This window comes from Halosaccharopolyspora lacisalsi, from assembly GCF_014137975.1.
GTDB lineage: Bacteria > Actinomycetota > Actinomycetes > Mycobacteriales > Pseudonocardiaceae > Halosaccharopolyspora > Halosaccharopolyspora lacisalsi.
The window spans coordinates 1,181,739-1,196,114 of sequence record NZ_JACGWZ010000001.1; the positions used below are offsets into that span (position 1 = coordinate 1,181,739).

15 protein-coding genes are annotated in these 14,376 nt (G+C 68.4%); 9 read left to right on the plus strand and 6 right to left on the minus strand.

All coding sequences use genetic code 11. The annotated features are described in order from the left end of the window. Nucleotides 1-138 precede the first annotated feature (138 nt). Nucleotides 139-342 carry an integrase core domain-containing protein gene (locus tag FHX42_RS26315; protein WP_328795916.1) on the plus strand — a complete coding sequence of 68 codons (204 nt, stop codon included), beginning with the start codon at nucleotides 139-141 and terminating at the stop codon, nucleotides 340-342. Here the strand turns inward: FHX42_RS26315 and FHX42_RS05740 are convergent. Together FHX42_RS05740 and FHX42_RS27260 are read right to left on the minus strand one after the other, a co-directional pair. Beyond that, nucleotides 309-704: a transposase gene (locus tag FHX42_RS05740; protein ID WP_220479521.1), complete on the minus strand. Its 396-nt coding sequence runs from the start codon at nucleotides 702-704 to the stop codon at nucleotides 309-311. The genes FHX42_RS26315 and FHX42_RS05740 overlap by 34 nt on opposite strands. Nucleotides 705-844: 140 nt before the next feature. Beyond that, complete coding sequence (locus FHX42_RS27260; RefSeq protein ID WP_220479523.1) at nucleotides 845-1,285, minus strand: winged helix-turn-helix domain-containing protein; 441 nt, start codon at nucleotides 1,283-1,285, stop codon at nucleotides 845-847. Nucleotides 1,286-1,616: 331 nt separating this feature from the next. Between FHX42_RS27260 and FHX42_RS05750 the strand changes: the two genes are divergently transcribed. Genes FHX42_RS05750 through FHX42_RS05760 form a run of 3 tightly spaced genes read left to right on the plus strand, consistent with a single transcriptional unit; the run spans nucleotide 1,617 to nucleotide 6,262 of the window. Continuing rightward, nucleotides 1,617-2,741, plus strand: coding sequence for a glycerophosphodiester phosphodiesterase (locus tag FHX42_RS05750; protein WP_182543071.1), 1,125 nt, complete (start codon nucleotides 1,617-1,619; stop codon nucleotides 2,739-2,741). Beyond that, nucleotides 2,738-5,302 (plus strand): alkaline phosphatase D family protein, encoded by a 2,565-nt coding sequence (locus tag FHX42_RS05755; protein ID WP_182543072.1) that lies wholly within the window; start codon nucleotides 2,738-2,740, stop codon nucleotides 5,300-5,302. The genes FHX42_RS05750 and FHX42_RS05755 overlap by 4 nt, the downstream gene beginning before the upstream one ends. Nucleotides 5,303-5,320: 18 nt before the next feature. Next, complete coding sequence (locus FHX42_RS05760; protein WP_182543073.1) at nucleotides 5,321-6,262, plus strand: endonuclease/exonuclease/phosphatase family protein; 942 nt, start codon at nucleotides 5,321-5,323, stop codon at nucleotides 6,260-6,262. Here FHX42_RS05760 and FHX42_RS27620 read toward each other — a convergent pair. The 3 genes from FHX42_RS27620 to FHX42_RS05770 all read right to left on the minus strand — a co-directional run bounded on the left by FHX42_RS27620 (nucleotide 6,211) and on the right by FHX42_RS05770 (nucleotide 8,645). After that, the gene (locus FHX42_RS27620; RefSeq protein ID WP_220479525.1) at nucleotides 6,211-6,492 is read right to left on the minus strand and encodes an alkaline phosphatase PhoX; all 282 of its coding nucleotides are present in this window, start codon (nucleotides 6,490-6,492) and stop codon (nucleotides 6,211-6,213) included. The genes FHX42_RS05760 and FHX42_RS27620 overlap by 52 nt on opposite strands. Beyond that, nucleotides 6,428-6,892, minus strand: coding sequence for an alkaline phosphatase PhoX (locus FHX42_RS05765; RefSeq protein ID WP_220479527.1), 465 nt, complete (start codon nucleotides 6,890-6,892; stop codon nucleotides 6,428-6,430). Before FHX42_RS05765 ends, FHX42_RS27620 begins: the two co-directional genes overlap by 65 nt. Nucleotides 6,893-7,055: 163 nt before the next feature. Then, nucleotides 7,056-8,645, minus strand: a complete 1,590-nt coding sequence (locus FHX42_RS05770; protein WP_182543074.1) for an alkaline phosphatase D family protein — start codon at nucleotides 8,643-8,645, stop codon at nucleotides 7,056-7,058. Between the two features lie 104 nt (nucleotides 8,646-8,749). Between FHX42_RS05770 and FHX42_RS27955 the strand changes: the two genes are divergently transcribed. Together FHX42_RS27955 and FHX42_RS27960 are read left to right on the plus strand one after the other, a co-directional pair. Further along, the gene (locus FHX42_RS27955) at nucleotides 8,750-8,983 is read left to right on the plus strand and encodes a hypothetical protein (RefSeq protein ID WP_235986904.1); all 234 of its coding nucleotides are present in this window, start codon (nucleotides 8,750-8,752) and stop codon (nucleotides 8,981-8,983) included. A gap of 69 nt (nucleotides 8,984-9,052) precedes the next feature. Then, nucleotides 9,053-9,289, plus strand: coding sequence for a helix-turn-helix domain-containing protein (locus FHX42_RS27960; protein WP_235986905.1), 237 nt, complete (start codon nucleotides 9,053-9,055; stop codon nucleotides 9,287-9,289). A 130-nt stretch (nucleotides 9,290-9,419) separates the two neighbouring features. Here the strand turns inward: FHX42_RS27960 and FHX42_RS05780 are convergent, their stop codons facing one another. Beyond that, a complete protein-coding gene (locus tag FHX42_RS05780) occupies nucleotides 9,420-10,034 on the minus strand; it encodes a GNAT family N-acetyltransferase (protein ID WP_182543075.1) in 615 nt (204 codons plus the stop codon). 1,308 nt (nucleotides 10,035-11,342) lie between these two features. On the opposite strand from FHX42_RS05780, the gene FHX42_RS05785 reads away from it, so the two are divergent. The 3 genes from FHX42_RS05785 to FHX42_RS27265 all read left to right on the plus strand — a co-directional run bounded on the left by FHX42_RS05785 (nucleotide 11,343) and on the right by FHX42_RS27265 (nucleotide 14,371). Then, nucleotides 11,343-12,338 (plus strand): beta family protein, encoded by a 996-nt coding sequence (locus FHX42_RS05785; RefSeq protein ID WP_235986906.1) that lies wholly within the window; start codon nucleotides 11,343-11,345, stop codon nucleotides 12,336-12,338. A 927-nt stretch (nucleotides 12,339-13,265) separates the two neighbouring features. Further along, nucleotides 13,266-13,733, plus strand: a complete 468-nt coding sequence (locus FHX42_RS05790) for a hypothetical protein (RefSeq protein ID WP_328795917.1) — start codon at nucleotides 13,266-13,268, stop codon at nucleotides 13,731-13,733. Continuing rightward, nucleotides 13,730-14,371, plus strand: a complete 642-nt coding sequence (locus FHX42_RS27265; protein ID WP_328795918.1) for a hypothetical protein — start codon at nucleotides 13,730-13,732, stop codon at nucleotides 14,369-14,371. The genes FHX42_RS05790 and FHX42_RS27265 overlap by 4 nt, the downstream gene beginning before the upstream one ends. Nucleotides 14,372-14,376: the final 5 nt, after the last annotated feature.

The following is a 14,376-nucleotide window of genomic DNA, read 5'->3' on the forward strand; positions in this document are numbered from 1 at the left end:
ACCGGCGAAGTCCGGCCGATCACGCTGGTCACCGACAATGGTGCGGCGTTCAAGGCGGCTCGGTTTGAACGCTTCCTTCGTTCGCATCCGGAGCTGTCCCACATCCGCACGCGAGCGAACAACCCTGGACAAAACGGCGTGCGCGAGCGGGCGTTCGGCTCATTGAAGTACGAACACCTCTACCGCATCGACATCGACGACGGCCAGACCCTGGCCACCGAAGCCGAGCAGTACCGGCAGGTGTTCAACCACACCCGCCCTCACGAGACCCTCGGCCTCCGCCGACCCGCCGAAGTCCACCACGAAGATCAACAGACACAAGCATCAACCGAGTCAAACTGAGCCACTTCCTTGACGCGGGACATTGTTGGGCGGTATTGGAGCCGCTTGAGTCGGTTCCGGAGGATGCCGGCCAGGGAGTCGACGCCGTAGGCGGCCAGGTTGGCCACACTGGACTTGAGATGCGCCCAAACAGCCTCGACCGGGTTGAGTCCGGTGTGTAACGGCAGCGTGTCGACGGTGAGCCAGTCGCTGCGGGCGGCGAGAACCTCGCGCATTGCGACGCTGACGTGGGTGTTGAGTTGATCCCAGATCAGCATGATCGGCGCGTCCAGCTGCTGGTGCGCGGCGGATAGCAGGGCGGCGTAGTCAGTCTCGTTGAAGCTGCGTCGTCGTCGGCGTGTTCCGGGCCGGTGGATCCGCATCCGAGATCCAGCAGCCGAGTACGTTCACCCGGTTTGATACAGATCAACGCTGCGATCGAGATGCGCCCGGAGCCTCGGCCGGACACCCGCACAACAGAAGTGCGTCCTCGGAGTGACCAGGTGCGGGCTTTTTGGCGGCCTCAGGGTGTGCCCGTCTTCGTCTTCGAAGCAGATCCAGGCGTCCTGGGCCGCCGCCCTTTTACCCGCTGCCACGTCTCCTCCCGCCACGTGGCTACCGCGTGCTCATCGCGTTCGGCCGCCCGGTGGATCGGTACCTGTGGTGACCAGCTCAGCCGGTACAGCAGCAGCGACACGCCTCGCAGCGAGTACCGGATGCCGAACAGGCAACGGATCAGCTCGGCAACACGGGACAGCGTCCAGCGTTGACCCTCCACGTAGCCGACCGCCGCAGGCCCGGACAGCAACTCCTGCTCCAACCGGGCCAGCTGGTCGGCATCGAGTCGGCACTGTGCTCCGCCTGCATCGCGCGAGACCAGCGCCTCGGTACCGCCCTCACGCCAGGGCTGCCATGCGTAGACTGACTTCGGCGAGACCCGCAACCGGCGGGCAACCTCAGCCACCGACACTGGCTGCTCGAACAGGCCCGCTCCTGCAGACGCACCCGCTCCCGCCGCGCCCGTTCCGGGGCGGTCAACCCGCCCCGTCTGGATACCGCATATACCAGATCTACCCACTCCCCAGCCACTCACCTCCCGCACTTCAACATCAGTAGTGCTAAGCCGGGATCTGCTGGTTGTTGACTGGCGTTCGCCGTGTCCTGCCCCGCATGTGGGTGCACGTGAGGTTCACCGTGCGGAGCTGTGTGCGACAGCGTGCGTGCACGAGCATGTCGTCCGGCGGCGCCAGACTCACTCGTCAGTGTGATGACGCTGCTGTGACGAAGGGTGCACGATGTTGCGCGTTCCAAGATGTCTTCGAGGTTTCCTGGCTGCGGCCACCGCGGCCGGCTGCGTTCTCGGCCTGGCCGTGCCTGTGGGAGCTTCGCCGTCCCGTCCCGGAGAGGATACTCGCCCCAGTAATGGTCCGGAGCGGTTCGATCTGCAGGCGCACCGCGGCGGTATCGGCCTGGTCGTGGAGAGCACGCTGGCGGCGTTCGCGAACGCGCTCGAGCTCGGGGTAAGCACGCTCGAGCTGGACGTGCAGATCACCGAGGACCGGCGTGCGGTCGTCACGCATGACCGGCAGGTCTCCGCCGCTGTGTGCCAGGACACCGGTCCCGCGTTCCCCGGCGATGCGGAGTATCCCTACGTCGGCAAGTACGTGCACACGTTGACCCTGGCGCAGGTGCGCACGCTGGACTGCGGGTCGCGGACCAAGCCGCAGTACCCGGGGCAGCGTCCGGTGCCCGGCGCCCGGATGGCGTTGCTGTCGGAGGTGTTCGACCTCGTCGAGCGCTACCGCGCCAAGCAGGTCGACTTCAACATCGAGACGAAGGTCGAGGCTGCGGCACCGGAGGAGACCGCGCCGCGGGAGCAGTTCGTCCAGATCGTGGCACGCGAGGTCCGCGAGGCCGGGTTGCTGGAGCGGGTCAGCATCCAGAGCTTCGACTGGGGTGCGCTGATGCGGATGCGTGAGGTGGAGCCGCGGCTGCCGCTGGTGGCCCTGACCAACGGCGACTTCCTCGAGGTCGGCCGGCCGGGCGCGTCCCCGTGGCTGGGCGGGATCGACATCGACGACTACGGCGGCGATCTCGTGGCCGCCGCGGAATCGTTCGGCGCCGACGCGATCTCGCCGGTGCACGGGATGCCGCAGGACGGCCGCGTCACCGACCCCGACTACCGGCCCTACACCACCCCCGAACTCGTCGTCCGCGCGCACGAGGCCGGTCTCGCGGTGATCCCGTGGACGGTCAACGACAAGCCCACCATGGCCTCCCTCATCGACACCGGCGTCGACGGGCTCATCACCGATTACCCCGACCGGCTGCGCGAGCTGATGGCCGACCGCGGACTCAAGCTGCCCAAGACCTACCGGCGCCCGCACGGCCCGCGCCACGCGGGCGGAGGCACGGCGTGACGGGCGAGCAGCCGGTGGGGCGGATCAGCCGTAGGAACTTCCTCGGTGGCGCGAGCGCGACCGCGGTGCTGCTCGGCACCGGTGCGCTGAACAGTGGGCAGGCACACGCGCTGCCACCCGAGCTGGGCGACCCGTTCACCCTCGGCGTCGCCTCGGGCGACCCGCTGCCCGACTCGGTCGTGCTCTGGACTCGCCTCGCGCCCGACCCGGTGGCCGCCGACGGACGGGGCGGGATGCCACCCGAGACGTTCGGGGTGCGCTACGAGGTCGCCGAGGACCGGGAGTTCGGGCGCATCGTCCGTCGCGGCGCGGCGGAGGCGACCCCCGAGCTGGGACACTCGGTGCACCCCGAGGTCGACGGCCTGCGGCCGGGACGGGAGTACTTCTACCGATTCCGCGCGGGCCGTGCCGTCAGTCCGGTGGGGCGGACCCGGACCGCGCCCGCGCGCGGTGCCCGCGTCGACCGCCTGCGGTTCGCGCTGGCCTCCTGCCAGGCGTGGGTCGGCGGGCGCTACGCCGCATACCGCACGATGGCCGAAGACGACCTCGACTTCGTCGTCCACGTCGGGGACTACATCTACGAGGGTGGTGGAACGCGGACCCTGGCAGACTTCCGGTTGCTCCATGCCCGCTACAAGGGCTCGGAGGACCTGCGGGCGGCGCACGCCGCGTTCGCCTTCGTCACCACCTTCGACGACCACGAGGTGGACAACAACTGGACAGGCGACGTCCCGCAGGACGACACGCCCAGCTTCCTCGAGCTGCGCGCCAACGCGTTCCAGGCCTACTACGAGCACCTCCCGCTGCGGATCGGTGCCCGGCCGGACGGCGCGGACATGCGGCTGTACCGCAGGTTCACCTTCGGCGATCTGCTCGAGCTCACCGTCCTCGACACCCGCCAGTACCGCACCGACCAGGCCGACGGCCGGTTCATCGCGCCCAGGGACACCGACGCGCTCGACGGCGACCGGACGATGACCGGAGCCAAGCAGGAACGGTGGCTGCTCGACGGTCTGGCCGGCTCGCGGGCCCGGTGGAACGCGATCGGCCAGCAGACGATCATGGCGTTCTACGACTACGACACCAGCGAGAGCGTGAGCATCAACCACGACCAGTGGGACGGCTACGCCGCGGCGCGTGACCGGCTGCTCGGGTTCGTCGCCGAACGCAGGCCGTCGAACGTTGTCGTGCTCTCCGGCGACTGGCACTCCTCGTGGGTCAACGACCTCAAGGCCGACTTCACCGACCCCGGCTCGGAGACCCTGGCCACCGAGTTCGTCGGCACCTCGATCAGTTCGGGCTGCGGCTGGCGCGACTCCGTTGCCGCAGCGCTCGGCGCCAACCCACACGTGAAGTTCTTCGACGGGGACTTCCGCGGCTACACCCGCTGCACCGTCACCCCCGCGAAATGGCGCACCGACTACCGCGTCGTCAACGACCCTTCCGACCCGGCGGGGCCGGCGTTCACGCTCGCCTCCTTCGCCGTGGCCGACGGGGTGGCAGGTGCGCGGAGGCTCGACACAGGCGACGGCATCTCCGGGGAGGTGACCGACGCCGACGGCGGCGCGACCTTGGCGAGCGTCGCCGTGGAGGCACGTACCCCGAATGGGACAGTCGCCGGGCGGGGCAGCACCGATCCGGACGGCCGGTACCGGCTGCTGGTCACTCCCGGCGACTACGAGGTGGTCGCCACGGCGGGCAGCTACCGGACCGCGAGCCGCGCCGTCACCGTCCCCGCGGACGGTGTGGCACAGGTGGACCTCACGCTGCAACGACTCACCGGGGCGGCCGCCGGAATCGGCAAACGGCTCGCCAGCTCGCTCGCGCAGGCCTCCACCGAGGACATCGTAATCGAGAACGGGATGCTCGCCATGGTGGTGGCCGCGGTGACCGAGGACGGGCAGCTGCGCGGTACCACCCGCGGCAAGGTACTGGACATGGCAATACGGGGACGTGCCGACCAGCTCGACTGGATCAACGTTGGATACGCCTCCGCCACCGAGCCTGCGGGTACCGAGGCGTGGCAGCAGACCACGGTGCGCTACGACGATGTCCGAGTGGAGCGGCCGGGACCCGGCAGCGCGGCCGTGCGCGCGAGCGGGTCGGCCACGGACTTCCCGGCGTTGCGGGTGAGCACCACCTACCGGATCGAGCCGGAGCAACCGTGGATCGTGGCCGAGTCCACTTTCACCAATACCGGTTCGGCACCGATCACCTCCTGGATCGGGGACTCGATGGACCACGACGGCGCAGGCCAGCGCAGCGGCGTGCCTGGGCACGGAACCATCACCACGCCCTACGGCAGCCCCCGGCACTACGAACCCACCGAACCGTGGATCGGCCAGACCGGCACCGATCCGCAGACCTACGGCCTGATCTACGACGATGGCTACCCGGGCCTCACCGCCCAGGCGACCGGCAACTGGGTGCTCAGCCAGCTCCGGGTGGACATCCCGCCCGCCGGTAGCACCACCTTCACCCGGCGGATCGTCGCCGTCGACAACGCTGGGGCGATCGATCCGTTCGCCGTGCTGTCCGAGCTCTACCGCGCGAGCCGCTGACCTCGAATGGGAGTGTCCATGTCCTCACTGCATCGCCGGATCTCCGCGACCCTGTCGGCACTGCTCGCCCTCGTCGCGATGGCGGTCGCCACCCCGCTCGCGGCGGCCGGTGACCGGGAACACCGGGGGAAGCCCGAGCCCGACGTGACCGTGCTCAGCTACAACATCCACCACGGCGAGGGAGTGGACGGCACGCTCGACCTGGGTCGGGTCGCGGAAGTGATCCGCGACTCGGGCGCCGGCGTGGTGGCCCTGCAAGAGGTTGACCGGCACTGGTCGGCGCGCAGCGACTTCGCCGACCAGGCCCAGGAGCTGGCGCGGCGGCTCGGTATGCACCACGCCTACGGAGCCAACCTCGACCGTGACCCTGCCGCACCGGGGCAACCGCGGCGCCAGTACGGCACGGCGATCCTCTCCCGGTTCCCGATCGTCTCCTCGCGCAACACCCCGCTGCCCAACCTCGGTGGCGAGCAGCGCGGGCTGCTGCAGGCCCGGATCACGGTGTGCGGCCGTACCGCGTCGGTGTACTCCACCCACCTGCAGCACGACAACGCCGCCGAACGGGCCGCGCAGACGGAGGCGGTCGCCGACCTAGTCGGCTCGGCGACCGAGCCGGTGATCCTGGCGGGCGATCTCAACGCCCGCCCAGGATCGCCGGAGATGGAACCGATCCGGTTCTCGTTCACCGACACCTTCGCCGTGGCCGGTACCGGGGACGGAGCCACCTACCCGGCCACCGACCCGTCCGCGCGCATCGACTACGTCGTGACCAACGACCACGTCCGCACCCGGTCGGCAGAGGTGCTCCGCAGCCCGGCCTCGGATCACCTGCCGGTGCGCGCCGAGGTGGCGCTGACCGCGCCGTACGCGACGGTGCCGCCGCTGGAGCGGGCGCACGCGCACAACGACTACGAGCACCGCAGGCCGCTGTTCGACGCGTTGCACCATGGCTTCACATAGATCGCTCCCGAGGTCGGGTCCACGGCGAGTGCCTCGTGGGAGTAACGCCCCAGGAACGTCAGCGGCCGAGGATTTTGGTTGCGCTCGGGATGGTAGGGGTCAACTTCGAACACGAACCCGTGGTCCTTGGTGTCGCCGGCCTCCCCGGTCCGCCGTTCGGTTTCCTCACAGGTCAACCACGTGTTCCACGGTGTGCGGCCGCCGGCACAGTTGTTGTCGGTACCGCACAAGCTCGCGTATTCGCGGATCCGGTTGCCCTCGGCGTTGACGTGAATGGTCGTGGTCCCGCCCTTGGCGCCCGGATCGTAGGTAAGTCCTGCCAGGGAGGGGCACCGGGAAGTCGGTGTCCTGGTTCGACCCCACTTCGTGGTTGTTGACCAGGATCGAGCTGGTGTCGGACCCGACGAAGCTGGCGGTGCCGTCGGCGTCGGCGGGGGTGGGGTGCCCCGATTCCAGTTTCGTCGCACCCGCTTCGGTCACGACCGTGTAGCGGAAGCCGCGTGGCAGGGCCAGTCGTCCCGCGGGGTCGTTGACCAGTGGCCCGTATCCACCGGTTGCGCTCGTGCTGGGTCGGCCGCCGGGTGCGGCGGCGGCCGAGCGGTTGATCGTGTCGAGGTTGCCCAGCAGCATCGCACCCACACTGAGTGCGTCCGAGCGATTGAGAAAGTCGCGTCGGGACACGCCCGTGGCGAAAAAACCTTTCTACGTTGAGGGAAAATCTGTTCAGGGCCAGCGCGGGCCCCGCGGGGTGGTGGGCGAGCGCGGCTCGTACGCCGCGCTCGCCCGCAGTGCGTCAGGCCTGTTGCGCTCCCGGCTTCCCGCTTTCGATCACGAAGGTGGCGCGGTTGCGGATCGGTGCACCGCGGCGGGTGACGTAATCAACGGTGCGGAAGTCGGTGGTCCACTCGGTGGGGGTGACGACGTTGCGCACGTAGCCACGCTTGTGATTGATGAACTTGATGTGGGGGTTCTCGTCCAGCTGAACCTGGTCGTCCGGATGGTGGTCCTTGCCGTCGCCGCCGCTGCTGATGGAGGTCCCCACCAGTTCGGTCCCGACCGTGGCCGAGGAGGGGTCGTTGAAGTCGGCCTTGATGTCGCAGACGTAGCTCTTGTGCACGTCGCCGGTGAGTACGACCGGGTTGGAGGTTCCGGCCGCGGCGAGGTGGTCGCGCACCTCGTTGCGCTCCACGCGGTAGCCGTCCCAGGCGTCGTTGCTGAAGTTGGTCTCCGATCCGGCGACGAAGTCGCGCTGGGAGAAGAACACTTGCTGGGCCAGCACGTTCCAGCGGGCCGTCTGTCCGGCCACCGCCTGGCGCAGCCAGGACTTCTGCTCGTCCCCGAGAATGGTGCGGTCGGGATCGGCATGGTGGGCATCACCCACCTGGTCGCTGCGGTACTGGCGGGTGTCGAGCAGGTAGAAGTCCATCAGGTCACCGAAGGTGAGGCGGCGGTGGAGCTGCACGTCCGGGCCGTTGGGGCGTTGGGCGCGGCGTAGCGGCATGTGCTCGTAGTAGGCCTGGAACGCCCGGGCGCGGCGCTGCAGGAACACCGCGGGGTCGGAGTCGGGCTCGTTGTCCTCCTGGGAAACCTCGTCGGCCCAGTTGTTTTCCACTTCGTGGTCGTCGAAGACCACCGCCCACGGAAATGCCGCATGCGCGGACTGCAGGTCCGTGTCGCTCTTGTACTGTGCGTGCCGCATCCGGTAGTCGGCCAGCGACCGGATTTCCCCGTCCGGGACATGCCCGCGCCCCAGCTCGCCCTGGTAGGGGCCTTCGTAGATGTAGTCGCCGAGGAAGGCGACCAGGTCGAGGTCCTCCTCGGCCATGTGGGCGTAGGCGTTGTAGTAGCCGGACGGGTAGTTCTGGCAGCTGGCGAAGGCGAAGGCGAAGCGGTCCGTCCGTGCACCCACAGCCGGTGCGGTCTTCGTACGACCGACGGGACTGAGCTCCCCGTTAGCGCGGAAGCGGTAGAAGTAATCGGCACCCGGCCGCAAACCCGCCAACTCCACGTGCACCGAGTGCGCCTCTTCCGGGCGGGCGAGTGCGCTGCCGGTTGCGACCACGCGCCGGAAGCGCTCATCCTCGGCGACCTGCCACTCAACCGGCACCGGCCGATCCGGCATTCCGCCTCGCCCGTCCTCGGCCAACGGGTCGGGCGCCAGCCGGGTCCACAGCACCACACCGTCGGGCAGCGGATCCCCCGAGGCCACGCCGAGACTGAACGGCGCCCGCGGACTCTGGCTCCGGATCGGCTCGTTCGCCCACACCGGAACAGACCCCAGCGCCGACGAGGCCCCCAGCGCGGCGGCACCCGCCGCCCCGCCCAGCAACACGCGGCGGCGGGACACCGGCCCAGGAGACGACGAACTAGCGGAATCAGACATGTGCGGCAGTCCTTCCTGCTCGATGGCACTCGACTGCCCCTGCCGACGCGCGGCGGAGCCGAACCATCAACTCATCCGCACCCCGACACCCCAACCACGAAAGAGTGAACATTCAAGACTCCTTCTGGAGCCTTCCTGCATGCGCCTCTGGCATCGGCAGACTCGGCGTCGCCGACGAGCGGATTTCCCTCGACCACGGGCTCGCCGGCACCACCCGCGCCCGTCCCGGACTCGACCAAGCCCTGGCCGCCGTCCGGACCGGTGACACCCTCGTGGCGCCCAGCTCGACCGACTGGCTCGGTCGGTGCCGGATGCTCGCGCGATCGGCGGCGCTCTGACCGAGCGCGGCATCAAGCTCTCACTCGGCGGTCAGGTCTACGACCACGCCGACCCCATGAGTCGGCACAATGCTTGTCACCATCCTGGCCACCTTCGCCGAGTTCGAAGTCGACCTCCTGCGGGCCAGGACGAAGGAAGGCATGGCCATCGCCCGCGCCAAGGGCACGCTCCGCGGCAAGTGGCCCAAGCTCTCGGCCAAGCAGCAGCGCGAGCTCGTGCGCATGCACGGCACCGGCGAGTACACCATCGCCGACCTCGCCGAGGTCTTCACCGTCTCCCGCACCACGGTCTACCGCATCATGTAGCGATACTCGACCTCTGCCGCAACTCGGTGACCAGCGACTTTCCATTACTTTGCGGCTCAGGAGATCTTCAGGAGTACCGGACCAGATAAGTTCCTCACCAGCAGCACCCCATGGTGCACAGTCGGTGTGCTCAGATCGGGTGTGGGAGTCTGATCTGCACGGCCTCGTCGTCGGTGAGCTCGATACGGTCCAGGCCTGCGCGGTGGGCCGCGCGCAGCACCCCGCTCTGGCCGGGCAGGCAGTGTGCGTGCACGGTGTGTATTCCCGTGGCCGTGGCCAGGCCCATCAGCGTCGAGATCAACGCGCTGCCGATGCCGCGCTGCTGCCAAGCGTCCTCAACCAGGACGCCGAGCTCGGCGCTAGCCGACTGCGCCACGGGCATGAGCTGGGCCATGGCCACCACATCCTGATCACGCCAGGCCAGCAGGCAAACTCCCTGTTCTGGGGCGGTCAGCTGCGCCAGCCAGTGCTCCGATAGATGGGAGCTGGCGGCGTGGTACCGGGTGATGAGAGTCTGTGGCGAGCACCGGTGGTGCGTCACGGCCACCGCATGGCAATCCTGTGGTTGGCCCTGGGTGAGCACGATGTCCACGCCCTGGTGCGTGCGCACGGTCGCCGGCAGGTCCACGGCCGTCGCATGCGCCCGGGTGAGCGCCGCGCCCAGGACCCGGACCTCGGACCGATCGCCCAGCGCGCCCCGCCCTGTCCCATACTCGGGGTTGTTCATCCATAACGTGGGTTCCATGTCCCCAGGTTTGCCCTGTGCGTAACACAGGCAGAATCCGCAGGTTACGAAGACGCGAAGCCTGCGGTGCATCGATCTTGCTTAGGGGCGAGGACATCGCCAGCGGCACATCGAGTTGCACGGCCAGGCGGTTCACCGCCGCTCGAGGCGCGTCGGACACGAAAACCCGGCCACGACAGGAGGCAATCCCCCTGTTCTGCCGCATGCACGAACGCTACCGCCACAGCACCACGTACGAGGGGTAGGGCAGCTGCCAACCCGGTTTGATGCTGGTCGGCTGCGTACGCGTGGTCGCCAGGTGTTGCGGAATTGCTGACTCCATGGTGGTTCGCGGCGCCGATGCAGGAAGCGGCCCGGTTCGTCTTTGACGACCCCGACGTAGTCACCGAACGCATCACCGCCAGCCGCCCACCTGCACCTGTCGGTGGCCCGAGCCATGCACCGCGTGTTCACCGAGGCAGGAGCACGCTGCCGGCTCCCGTCCGCGGCGTTCTACCTCCCCGACCTGGGCCGTGGCGGAACGCGTTCGCCGCGCGGTGCGGTGACGGGTACTGACGCCGCTCGCTGCTTGCTGGATCAGCACGGGATCGGGGCGCTTCCCGGCGAAGTCTTCGGCGACGATCCCTCGGCCCTGCGATTCCGCGTGGCGGACGAGCCTGCTCTACGAGGAGAGTGAGCAACGGCTGACTGCGCTGCATAGCCAGGACCCGAAGAACCTGCCGTGGACCGCCCAAGCACTGGACACGGTCGGCGAAGTGCTCCATGTGCTGAAACAGACAGGTTGAGCAACTCTGCCGGAAGACGACAGCGTGGACGAGCCGCGATCGCAGGCAACCGCCACATCCGGAAACCGTGACGAAGCGGGTGCTGAGCGACAGCGGATCGTCTCCTCCACCTCGAAGTGGTCACTTCTCCTCAATGTTCTCCGGTTGTCTTTCCAGTGCCCAATCCGCTCTGAACTTCATGAGGGCAGGGTGCACGAGACGTCCGACATCGCCACCTGAGCGACCCGGGCACCTCGGGTGCGTGCGTTCATGAGGGGCGTGGTGGATCTCGTGGTCCTCGCGAGGCGTGTCAGAGCTGTGAAGCGCGCTCCATCCGGCTTTCCGGAGTCCACCAAGCAGCGCACGGCGGTTTTCATGCTTGTGGTGGCTGCTCTGCGGCGACCACGCGATTTACGCTGCAATTCGTGTTCATCCTGTTGCGGGCGGTGATCGGAGAGTTGTGATCCCTTCGGGAGGTTTCAGCGCGCTGGTCGCGCTCCGCGCGAAGCAAGGAGAGCTCGAGGCGCTTGAGGCATGGGATCGAATGGAGCAGGTCCGAGGCCTGCAGCCGTTGCTCGAACTCGAATCACCCGGGGGAGTGTCCCCGAGTAAGCTCGACACCATCGAGACCGCGGTCCGGAAACTCCACCAACTGCACCGTCCCGTCATGATCGATGTCTCCGGCGTGGCCCATCCGCACGGCTTGGGCGGCGGGTCTGCAGGAGTACTCGGAGAGCTGGCAGACCGGTTGGCTGACCCGGTTGATCTCCTCGATGAGCACTATCCCGTTCCTTTCATCCCCGTCGTGCACGGTGAGGCCACCGATGGCGAAGTCACTGTGCTCGGTCGCCTCTGTCACGAACTGGGCCTCGGCGGTGCTCTCCGGATCCGGACAGCCACAGCGAACCGACAGAACATCGAGCAAATCCTCGAACGACTCCACCTCGACACCGCCGAGCTCGACCTCATCGTCGATCTCCAGTACGTCCCGGAAGCAACGGAGCGGCTCATCGAGCACGTCGCCACCGCGATCAGCACTTCCGCGGAGTTCGGCCCCTTCCGGACGACGAGCGTGTTGAGCGGCTCCATCCCCTCTGCGCTCGACCGGACCTCCACTTGGCACCAGCCGCGGGCCGAGGAACAGCTGTGGCAGTCACTCGTCCGCGGAGGCCTCGCCGACCTGCGCCTCGGCGACTACGGAGTGGTGCACCCGCTTTCGCGCAACGGATACCGCAGCAAGCATGTCGCCGTGAAGTACACCTGCTTCGATCACTGGCTGTACTCACGAGAACGGACGCAGGATACGCAGGCCGAAACACCGAAACGGAGCAAGGAAGGCCCGCGTGCACGCACTTTTCGGGCGGTCTGCCGAAACCTCGTCGACTCCGACGGCTTTACCGGACCTGACTTCTCCTGGGGTGACCAGGAAATCCTCAACGCGGCCGAGGGGCGGGGACGTGCTCTCGGTGCGACCAGCAAGCCGGTCGCCCTCGCGACTTCGCACCACCTCGCCTACCTCGTCTCCCGCGTCGCAGCATGACCTCCACGTCTGCTGACGGCTGGCCACGGCAGTTGGCCGGGTTCGGAGGAGAGGGCTTCCCGCCGCAGCTCGAGGCTGCCGCGCGGTTGTCCGCGCAAGGCACGCCTACGGCAGTCGGAGCTCCAGACCCGGGTGAGTTCGGAGTCCGCCCACCCGGGGCGGTTTCCGCCGCAGCACCCGGCGCGGCTCGTCGCGATCCAGGCGGGTTGCTGGCTTGGGTTGCGTGCCTCGTTCAGGGCGTGGGCATGTTCGACGTTCGCGGGCCAAGCGGACGATCCGGTCGGCCGCGGCCTCGGGGCCTTCGTGCTCCCACCCCCTGATGATCAGCCATTCGGCTGCAGTGAGTTCCGCATCGGTGTCCCGGTCGCGCCGCAGCACTCTGCCGAGCGTGTGCCTCCCCTGCTCCCGGTTACTCTTCGGGAGGTGCGCGTGTTCGGGCAGGAGTGCCAGAGACAGCCATCGACGAAGACGGCGATGCGCGCTCCCTGAGAAGGAGGTCAGCCGGCGCCGACGATCTGTACAGAGCGGGGGCGTGTCCACGAGGAACCGCAGGCCGCGACGGTGCAACACCTACCGCAGAGCGAGTTCGGGAGCAGTGCCACGGCGCCCGGTTCTGCTCAGCCTTCGCTGTTGAACGGTGAACCTGGCTTGGTTCGGCACGTTGAGTGAGAACTTGGCCGGAGGAGCGGGCGCAGCCGAGGTGCCGAACCTGCCACCGAGGAGTCAGCCCCCGAGCACGAGTCGTTTGCGCTGGGTGGGGGTGTGGGCGTAGTGGTCGGGTCCGGCCTCCGACACCACAGCGAGGGAAATTTCCCCAGCGTACTGAGTGTATTTCGGATCTCCCGCAGCGTCCAGAGGGGCGCTGCGGTCGAGGTGTGTTCGCACCGTTCTGGTGCGGGTTCAGGCACGGTTACCGGGGTGGTGCCGGTGTCTGATGAGATCGTGTCCGCGGTGGTGCCGTCCGGGGCCGGTGTGGCCGAGGCGGGGCGTCGTGCGGCTGGGGTGGTGCGGTCGTTGCCGGTGGCGGAGGTTCCTGTACCCACGAGTGAGCCGACGATGGTCTACGGCATGGGTCGGGTGGATGCTTCCGGCCGGATCAGTCAGCGCGCGCTCGTGCGGGCGCTGGGCTGGCAACCTGGCCAGCGGGTGGCCGTTGAGCTGGTCGCTGGGTCGGTGTTGGTGCGTCCGGATGCGGCCGGGACGGTGGTGCTGGGTGGCAAGCCGTATGTGGTGTTGCCGGCGGCGGTGCGGCTGCGCTGCGGGGTGCGGGCCGGAGACGCCGTGCTGGTGGCCGCGCGGCTGGATCGCGGTGTGTTGGTGGTGCACCCGTTGAGCGTGGTCGACGGGTGGCTGGCCGAGCACCACGCCGGACTGCTCGGGGGTGAGGTCTGGTGAGTACTCCTGAGCCGAGTGAGCTGGAGGCGGCGCGGCTGTTGCTGGCTCGGATGGGTCTGTCCCCGGAGGATCTGGTGGCCACGCCGGGGGAGAAGCCACCAGCGCCGACCTTCGCTGACTACGTCCCGCAGGTGGCCGAGGCAGTGTCTGAGGGCACGCGGCGGGTGTATCGTTCCTACTGGAACAAGATCACCACGGTGTGGGGTGCGCGTCGGTTGGATGAGCCGACGGCCTCGGAGATCAAGCAGTTGACCGAGCAGGTCCGCACCCAGGTCGTCCAACGCCGCAACGCCCGGGGTGATCGTAGTGCGGCCGAGCACTGCATTGCCGCCCTGCGGTGCGTCTACAACCACGCGGTGGCCGACGGACTCATCAGCGAGGCTGATAATCCGGCCCGCCGGGTACCCAAACCGCGCCGGCTGCCGTCGACGCGGCGCGGCCTGCCGGACGCACGCCTGGCCGAGATCAACCGCGTGGCCGCTGCCACGGGCAACGACCCCGCCTTGGACACGCTGTTGCTGCGGCTGCACACCGAAACCGCGTGTCGCCGCGGCGGCGCCCTGGCGCTCACGGCCCGGGATCTGGATCCGGATCAGTGTCTGGTCCTGCTGCGGGAGAAAGGCGACACCGTCCGGTGACACCC